11 protein-coding genes are annotated in these 7384 nt (G+C 43.6%); 1 reads left to right on the forward strand and 10 read right to left on the reverse strand.

Translation table 11 applies throughout. The annotated features are described in order from the left end of the window. Position 1: 1 nt before the first annotated feature. Positions 2 to 1075, forward strand: a complete 1074-nt coding sequence (locus CHU92_RS12145) for a YncE family protein (RefSeq protein WP_094415949.1) — start codon at positions 2 to 4, stop codon at positions 1073 to 1075. Positions 1076 to 1331: 256 nt separating this feature from the next. Here the strand turns inward: CHU92_RS12145 and CHU92_RS12155 are convergent, their stop codons facing one another. From CHU92_RS12155 to CHU92_RS12200, 10 genes are all read right to left on the reverse strand, one after another. Continuing rightward, complete coding sequence (locus CHU92_RS12155) at positions 1332 to 1745, reverse strand: nuclear transport factor 2 family protein (RefSeq protein WP_094415953.1); 414 nt, start codon at positions 1743 to 1745, stop codon at positions 1332 to 1334. Positions 1746 to 1758: 13 nt separating this feature from the next. After that, positions 1759 to 2751, reverse strand: a complete 993-nt coding sequence (locus CHU92_RS12160) for a type I glyceraldehyde-3-phosphate dehydrogenase (RefSeq protein ID WP_094415955.1) — start codon at positions 2749 to 2751, stop codon at positions 1759 to 1761. Next, complete coding sequence (locus tag CHU92_RS12165; protein WP_094415957.1) at positions 2748 to 2957, reverse strand: hypothetical protein; 210 nt, start codon at positions 2955 to 2957, stop codon at positions 2748 to 2750. Before CHU92_RS12165 ends, CHU92_RS12160 begins: the two co-directional genes overlap by 4 nt. Next, positions 2950 to 3393, reverse strand: coding sequence for an OsmC family protein (locus CHU92_RS12170; protein ID WP_094415959.1), 444 nt, complete (start codon positions 3391 to 3393; stop codon positions 2950 to 2952). Before CHU92_RS12170 ends, CHU92_RS12165 begins: the two co-directional genes overlap by 8 nt. A 211-nt stretch (positions 3394 to 3604) precedes the next feature. Then, positions 3605 to 3937 carry a thioredoxin gene (gene trxA / locus CHU92_RS12175; RefSeq protein ID WP_094415961.1) on the reverse strand — a complete coding sequence of 111 codons (333 nt, stop codon included), beginning with the start codon at positions 3935 to 3937 and terminating at the stop codon, positions 3605 to 3607. Continuing rightward, positions 3934 to 4368, reverse strand: coding sequence for a hypothetical protein (locus CHU92_RS12180; protein WP_207759847.1), 435 nt, complete (start codon positions 4366 to 4368; stop codon positions 3934 to 3936). The genes trxA and CHU92_RS12180 overlap by 4 nt, the downstream gene beginning before the upstream one ends. Before the next feature lie 30 nt (positions 4369 to 4398). Further along, positions 4399 to 4935 carry a carboxymuconolactone decarboxylase family protein gene (locus CHU92_RS12185; RefSeq protein WP_317044696.1) on the reverse strand — a complete coding sequence of 179 codons (537 nt, stop codon included), beginning with the start codon at positions 4933 to 4935 and terminating at the stop codon, positions 4399 to 4401. Between the two features lie 62 nt (positions 4936 to 4997). After that, the gene (locus CHU92_RS12190) at positions 4998 to 5858 is read right to left on the reverse strand and encodes a helix-turn-helix domain-containing protein (protein WP_094415964.1); all 861 of its coding nucleotides are present in this window, start codon (positions 5856 to 5858) and stop codon (positions 4998 to 5000) included. A 32-nt stretch (positions 5859 to 5890) separates the two neighbouring features. Further along, a complete protein-coding gene (locus CHU92_RS12195) occupies positions 5891 to 6340 on the reverse strand; it encodes a nucleoside deaminase (RefSeq protein WP_165764654.1) in 450 nt (149 codons plus the stop codon). Between the two features lie 42 nt (positions 6341 to 6382). Beyond that, a complete protein-coding gene (locus CHU92_RS12200) occupies positions 6383 to 7333 on the reverse strand; it encodes a beta-ketoacyl-[acyl-carrier-protein] synthase family protein (RefSeq protein ID WP_317044697.1) in 951 nt (316 codons plus the stop codon). Positions 7334 to 7384: the final 51 nt, after the last annotated feature.

Here is a 7384-nt window from a genome sequence, read left to right on the forward strand (position 1 = left end):
GATGAAACTAAACAAATTACTGCTCACTGCTTTTGCACTTTCGGTGCTTTTCACATCGTGCAGCGACGATGATAATGCACTTCCTGCACCGTCCGGCGCTTATGAAGGGGGTATGCTGATACTCAACCAGGGCGGTTTCAATGCCGGGAATGCTTCGGTGTCGTTCATGGGTAATAATGCCGCTGTAGAAAATAATATCTTCAGCAGTGTGAATAGCGGCATGCTGCTGGGCGATACGGCACAGGATATAGGGCTGGAAGGAGACAGGGCATATATTGTAGTAAACAACTCCCATAAGATTGAAGTTGTAAACCGCTACACCTTCCGGCACATAGCCACTATACAAACCGGCCTGAGCAATCCGCGCTATATTGCATTTGCCAACGGCAGGGGATATGTAACCAACTGGGGTAACGGCAGCAGCACCACCGATGATTATATTGCTGTGGTTGACCTTGCTTCTAACAGTGTTGTTTCGTCTATCCCTGTAGCGGAAGGCCCTGAAAGAATTCTGGCGTATAATAACAAGCTTTATGTGGCACACAAGGGGGGCTGGGGCTACGGCAACAGTATAACCGTTATTAATGCTGCTAACAATACTGTAGCAACATCAATAACCGTGGGGTATGTGCCTGAGGGTATGGAAATAGCTGACGGAAAGCTGTATGTGCTTGGGGGAGGCGTGCCTTCCTGGGCCGGTACACTTCCAGAATCGACCGGCAGCCTTTATATAATTAGCTTGGGATCTGATACGGTAGTTTCAACTATGGTGTTTTCCGGTATGTTACACCCTAATAACCTTGATATTGAGCAGGGGAGCCTCTATTACACTGCCGGTTCAGATGTTTATAAAATGGATGTAGCGGCAACGTCATTTCCTTCTTCGGCGTTGTTCAACATAACGCAGCAGGGCGTTTATGGCGTTTCTGCTTTTGCGGTCAGGAATAGCAGGATATATATAGGCGATGCCGCAGATTATAGCTCTAACGGAAAGGTGTATGTGCATAATCTTACTGGTGCGCCTGAAACTTCTTTTACTGTAGGTGTTGTGCCGGCTGGCTTTTATTTTAACTGATAATTACTGTTTGTTTTTTTATCCTGTAGAGGGGCTGCTGACACAGCCCCTTTTTTTATTTATTATGTTCAGGAGTATCCCTGGACAGGGATTGTAAGGCTGCTGTGCCAGTGTAGCCTTTCCATCTTAGCCACGATGGCAGCGGCATCCTCCGCGCCGCCCGCTTTTGCGGCGCGGAGATACAGCGAACAGCGTGATAAAGCTCCTGAAAAATAAAACAGGCTGACTTGCCGGCATACAGGTAGCATGAGCGTTTTTATAAAAGCCGCCTTTCACTCTCATCGATTTCCAGGTCATTGATGCTGGCATATCTTTTTTTCATCAGCCCGTTTTCATCGAATTCCCAGTTTTCATTGCCGTAAGCCCTGTACCACTTGCCGTCCCTGTCCTGGTATTCATACTCAAAACGAACGGCAATCCTGTTGCCTGTATGTGCCCAATATTCTTTTTTTAGTTTATAATTTTGTTCTTTTTGCCATTTTTCGGTGAGGAAGCGTACAATTTCTTCCCTTCCGTTGATAAACCGGTTCCGGTTTCGCCATTCGCTATCAGCGGTATAGGCTTTGGAAACCCTTTCCGGGTCCCTGCTATTCCAGGCGTCTTCTGCCATCTGGATTTTTTGCTTTGCTGTTTCCTCCGTAAACGGTGGTATCGGATACTTAATTTCCATAGTACTAACTGGTTTAAAGTTCTAAAATTTGTTTTATTAACTGGTTTGTAAATCCCCATTCGTTATCATACCAAGCCATGACTTTTACAAGATCGCCGTCCACTACACGGGTCATTTCTAAGTCTACGATACTTGCTTCGGGCCTCATGATAATATCTGATGACACTAATGGCTCCTCGGTGACGGCCAGGATGCCACTATACCGGCCGCTCAGCGATTCTTCTTTAAGGATTGAATTTACTTCATCAGCTGTAGTATTCCTGTTGGCTAAAAAAGTAATATCGGAAATAGAACCTACGGGGACGGGGGTCCTTACGGCAATACCGTCAAATTTACCTTCATACTGTGGTAATGCTTTAGTAACCGCTTTTGCGGCTCCGGTTGCGGCAGGAGCTAAATTATTTGCGGCAGCCCTGCCCATCCTGAATTCTTTTTTTGAAGGGGCATCCACGAGCGCCTGAGAGGCCGTAAAAGCATGTGTAGTATTTAAAACGGCTTTTTTAATGCCAATACGCCTTCCTAAAATTTCAATTAAGGGTGCGCTATTGTTAGTTGTGCAGCTTGCACAAGAAAAAACAGCAACCTTCCCGCTGCCGGTATTTACTCCATGGACTACAGTAGGTACATCTGCACTGCCTGTAGGCCCGGAAATAACTACTGTTTTTGCCCCTGCGATAATATGCTTTCCGGCATCTTCTTTTTTTGTAAACAGGCCTGTACTTTCTATTACTATATCAATGCCAAGAGCTTTCCATGGCAGATTCTCCGGAGATTGTTCTGACAGGTAGTTTATCTTACTTTCTCCTACATGTATTTGATTTTCATGTACCCTTACGTGTTTTTCGTACTTCCCATACACTGTATCATATTGAAGTAAGTAGGCTGCATTATCCAATCCCATCAGGTCATTGATAGCAATTAGCTCCAAGCCATCATGTTCCAGAATAATTTTTAATGCGGCCCTGCCGATCCTGCCAAAGCCATTAATGGCTATTCTTTTTTTCATGTTGTTTTATTTAAAATGATTTTTAAGACTGACTTAGTAACGCGTACGTAACTATTTTCATTTTTATCATAACCAATATGGATTCGCTGATTTCCATAAGGGCAAAGTGGGGCATCAGGGTCGAGGGTACGTATTTCATAACGCCCGGGTTCATTTTTAAATGCCTCCATATCCACGACCCTGAGCCCGCCTTTCCTCTTATACATTTTCTGTTTCCAGTTTTTTGAGTTCAAGCGAATGTGCTTCTACAGCATGCTCAATATCCCATTCACCCTCAATCATTCGGTGTACGTAGCAACGGTCGGCCTGCTTGAGGAGTTCTGCTTTTTGCTCTTGAGTTAAGTCACCTTCAATCAGCATTTTAACTTTAACCTGGGTTTTAAGGCCATTTTCGCCCCGCCTGGTTTCGTGGCTCAATTCTGCCTTAACGTCACCAATCTGCCAGTTGTTTTTCCGGGCAATGTACCGTACTGTAGTTACCTTGCAGAGCCCTAATCCTGAGAGGAGTAAGTCTACAGGGCTAAAACCCAGGTCAGTACCTCCGCTTTTTAATGGTTCATCAGCCAGTATGCTGTGTTTGCCGTTGGTGATTACGCTCTGGAAACCTTCGGGTACATTTTTGATTTTTATTGAATTTGCCATTTTTATTGATTTTAACGTGAATAAATTCCTTCCTGCTTTTACACTGCCATCTGCATCCCAATCATACGTGTTAAACCGCGTACATTTTCCGGATTGAAGTGCGTGGATGCTATTGCCACTTTACCGGCATTTCCGATGGGTAGAAGCCATTAAAGTGCTTCAACCGAAAACCAGTATCTTTTAGATTGCAAAAGACAGGTTGACAGGTATTTTACTTATTCCGGTTATGGTTTATTATTTTGCTTATTTGCGCCGCTATTTGCGCATGGCTCCTCACGCCGGTTTCTTTTGCCATCAGTTTCCTGTTTTTAAAATAAAGAAGGGATGGAATACTTGTTATCTCAAACAACCGGCATAACTCGGGGCTTTTATCGATATTGACTTTAGCTACAAGGGCCTGTCTTTCAAATTCTGATGAAATTCTTTCAAGTGTTTCTGAAATTGCCCGGCAGGGACCGCACCAGTCCGCATAGAAGTCAACCAGTACAACCTCATTTTGTTTTAAGGTGGTTTCAAAGTTGAGGCTGTTTATGACCTGAGTCATGATTGTTTGCGGTTAAACTGATGATTGAAATACCAAAGCGGTAGGGCGTACGCCCAATGGCGCGCGAGGGAAACAACCGGGAGAATCGCGGCTAATTTTGTTCCTGCTATACCGGCCCCTAAAAGAGGGAACATAAAAAACCATACTAAGGCAATGGTTTCAGCAGTTACAAACAGTTGCGCCCGTAGCCAGTATGGCCCCCAAAGCGACGGGGCAATACCCGCATAAAGAATCGAAAGTAAAATACCGTTTGAATAGTGCCCCAATACACCATAGGCCATTCCGAGGCCTGTTTTCTCGCCAATAATACCCGCTATATCCCACCATGTCCCGGTAAATATATATCCTACTATATCAAAGGCAAGTGTCCCAGTAATACCGGCTATGACGGCATATGTCCAGTTTATCTTATTGTTGTTCATTGTTTTCATTTTAAAAGTTTTTTAGATTTAAATTTTTTATCAGATTTCTTCCGCAACCGGGAAATCTATAGGTAGTTCTGTAATATTGTGGATAAAGTTCATGATGATTTTATCACCAATGACTATTATGACATCAATGAGGTTTGCTTCTGAATAACCGGCAGCAAAAAAACCATCTACGGCCTCCTTAGCCGCTTTGCCCCTGTTGGTTACTACGGAAGCGGCGAGTTTTACCAGTGCATCTAATTTTGGGTCAAAAGAAGCTGTACCTTTTCTTAATTCAATGACCTGCCCATCTGTAAAGCCATTCATTTTACCAATCACCGTGTGCGCCGACTGGCAGTAGCGGCAGCCATTAATCTGGCTTGTAACAAGATTGATTACTTCCCTTTCTTTTGCTTTTAGGGTGCTTTTGCGGTTTTGTAATGTGAGGTAATCACTTAGCGCGGTTTCATTTTTCGCAAAATAAGCGTAAAGATTTGGCACAAAGCCAATGCCTTTTTGTAAGTTGTCAAAAATGGCCTGATTGTTTTCCGATACTTCTCCTCGGGCGGGAACTGAGAACTTTGTCATCATTTTAAAATTTAATGTTATTAAATAATTATGATACAAAGTTGCTACTGATTTGGCAGCTGTTGTTAGGTCATAATTCCCTGCGAATTATCAATTTTTCCCAAAAACTGGTTTTTAAAGTCTGACGGGCTTATCCCTGACATTTTTTTGAAGAAACGGCTAAAAGTCTGGATATCTTCAAAGCCCAGATCATAGCTTATCTCTTTTACTGATTTATCTGTATAGCGCAGCATCCTTCTGGCTTCCAGGACAATTCTTTCGTGGATAACCTGCAGCGGTGTCCTTGCAGAAAATTTTGCGAATACGTTAGATAACGTTTTAGGTGATTTAAAAAGAATATCAGCATAGTCCTGAACACTGTGCTTGGTCCTGAAATGCTGCTCTACATAAAAATTAAAGTCCCTTATGATGTCAACTTCTACAGGCTGGAGCGGGGAAAGGTTGTTTAAGTTTTTATATACCCTGGTGCACAGGATTATGAAACGCTTCAGCATTGTCTGGAGCATATCCAGCTGCATATCATCCTTTGTCTGTATTTCTACCTGGAACATTTTCCAGAGGTTTTCGAACTGTTCTAATACTTCATCAGGAATCCGGAAGTAAGGTATTTTGTCTGATCCGTAGAAAAGGATGCCCCTGCAGCTTACTTCCTTGTCGTGATCCAGCACACAGTAAAATTCCCGGTTAAATTTTATGAGGCTGGCTTCCCGGACATTTACAAAATCTATTCTGTGAAATTCTGTCAGGCAGATTACAGTATTGGGGGGCAGGTCCAGCCTGTTTCCTTCAAAATAAAGCTGTGAATCGGGATTACGGATCCACACAAACAGTAGCGGGTAGTTAAGTTCTTTATCAAAAAAGAGCGTTTCATTTCCGTTAAAAGTCTGCAGTTGCAGAAATTCGTTGTTTGGCCCGTTAAACTTCATTGCTTATCCTCAAATTTTAGGGTTTATTGAATTTAATCTTTCGCCCGTCCATGCCTTTCTGCATACCTGGTGCTCAATCTATTACACTCATCCGCACAAATTCCTGAAAGTAGTTTTGGCGGCTTGCCCCAACCGGGGACAGAATGTGAGCGCAACAAGCCGAAATGGGAAGTAGCGCCCCCCACATGCGGTACGGAACTCCCATAAATTATAATTGGGATATGGTGATGCCTCAAAACATAGGAACACATAAGGCACGGTTCATGGGTGGTAAACATCATGGCATGCCGCAACTTGGAAGTATGGTTCCTTGCAATAGCGTCTTTGACGGCAAGAATTTCTGCATGCAGCGTTACATCGCCCGATGTTTTACCCGATTCTTCGCCGCTTCCGATCATTTCATCATTACAAATTAAAATCGCCCCCACGGGCGGATTACCTTTTTGTAGTGCTTTTTCTGCAATCATAATACATTGCTGCATGTAGTACTCTAAATAATTTTTAGCTATATTCATAAAATTATACTAAAGTATAAATTTTTTAAATACAATACTGGCAATATGCCCGCCAAAACCGAAAGTGTTATTTAATGCCACATCAACATTCCTTTTTTTTGCTGTACCTAATACAAAATCAAAACTACCCGCAAATTCCGGTTCTATATTTTTTGTATTTATTGTAGGAGGTATTATATCGTTTACTATGGCCAGAATACATACAATGCTTTCTGCGGCACCAGCCGCCCCGAGCAGATGGCCGGTTACAGATTTTGTGGCGCTGACAGAGACTTTGCTGGCTGAGCCAAATACGCGCCGGAGCGCATGTAGTTCGCTCAGGTCGCCCTGTGGGGTTGAGGTAGCGTGTGCATTTACATAGTCTATGGAATCAGGAAGTAAACCCGCCTCATCCAGCGCGTCATTCATTCCTAAATAAGCGCCCTCGCCTGCAGGATGCGTGCCGGTCAAGTGGTAAGCATCGGCAGCCATACCGGTTCCTGCTATTTCGGCATAAATTGTTGCACCCCTTGCCCGGGCAGATTCTAAACTTTCTAAAACTAAAGCGCCGGCTCCTTCTCCAAGTACAAAACCGTCCCTGTCAATATCGAACGGCCTTGAAGCCTGTTGTGGCGTATTATTTTTAGTGGATAGTGCCCTGGAGGCATTGAACCCGCCAACAGCTGATTGGTTGATAGGAGCTTCTGATCCCCCTGCTATGATGATGTTGGCTTTGCCGAGCCGGATGTAGTTTGTAGCATCAATAATAGCATTACTGGAAGAAGCGCATGCCGATATAGTACTGAAATTCAATCCCCGCAGGCCATACCGGATGGATATTACCCCGGAGGGTATATCGGCAATCATTTTTGGGATAAAGTAGGGGTTAAAACGCGGAACGCCACCTGAACGGACAAATTCTGTAAGTTGTTCTTCAAAAGTCTGCGCGCCCCCATTTCCGGAACTCCAGATTACGCCTATTTTATTTTTATCCCAAAAAGTTCATTAGAGTAAATTTCTAATGGCGGTCAT

It is taken from the genome of Flavobacterium cyanobacteriorum, from assembly GCF_002251835.1.
GTDB lineage: Bacteria > Bacteroidota > Bacteroidia > Flavobacteriales > Flavobacteriaceae > Flavobacterium > Flavobacterium cyanobacteriorum.

Excerpts from the sequence above, each read along its gene's own strand:
- CHU92_RS12145 (WP_094415949.1), top strand. The coding sequence starts at position 2 with ATGAAACTAAACAAATTACTGCTCACTGCTTTTGCACTTTCGGTGCTT.
- CHU92_RS12155 (WP_094415953.1), bottom strand. The coding sequence starts at position 1,745 with ATGGAAATTAAGTATCCGATACCACCGTTTACGGAGGAAACAGCAAAG.
- CHU92_RS12160 (WP_094415955.1), bottom strand. The coding sequence starts at position 2,751 with ATGAAAAAAAGAATAGCCATTAATGGCTTTGGCAGGATCGGCAGGGCC.
- CHU92_RS12165 (WP_094415957.1), bottom strand. The coding sequence starts at position 2,957 with ATGTATAAGAGGAAAGGCGGGCTCAGGGTCGTGGATATGGAGGCATTT.
- CHU92_RS12170 (WP_094415959.1), bottom strand. The coding sequence starts at position 3,393 with ATGGCAAATTCAATAAAAATCAAAAATGTACCCGAAGGTTTCCAGAGC.
- trxA (WP_094415961.1), bottom strand. The coding sequence starts at position 3,937 with ATGACTCAGGTCATAAACAGCCTCAACTTTGAAACCACCTTAAAACAA.
- CHU92_RS12180 (WP_207759847.1), bottom strand. The coding sequence starts at position 4,368 with ATGAAAACAATGAACAACAATAAGATAAACTGGACATATGCCGTCATA.
- CHU92_RS12185 (WP_317044696.1), bottom strand. The coding sequence starts at position 4,935 with ATGATGACAAAGTTCTCAGTTCCCGCCCGAGGAGAAGTATCGGAAAAC.
- CHU92_RS12190 (WP_094415964.1), bottom strand. The coding sequence starts at position 5,858 with ATGAAGTTTAACGGGCCAAACAACGAATTTCTGCAACTGCAGACTTTT.
- CHU92_RS12195 (WP_165764654.1), bottom strand. The coding sequence starts at position 6,340 with ATGCAGCAATGTATTATGATTGCAGAAAAAGCACTACAAAAAGGTAAT.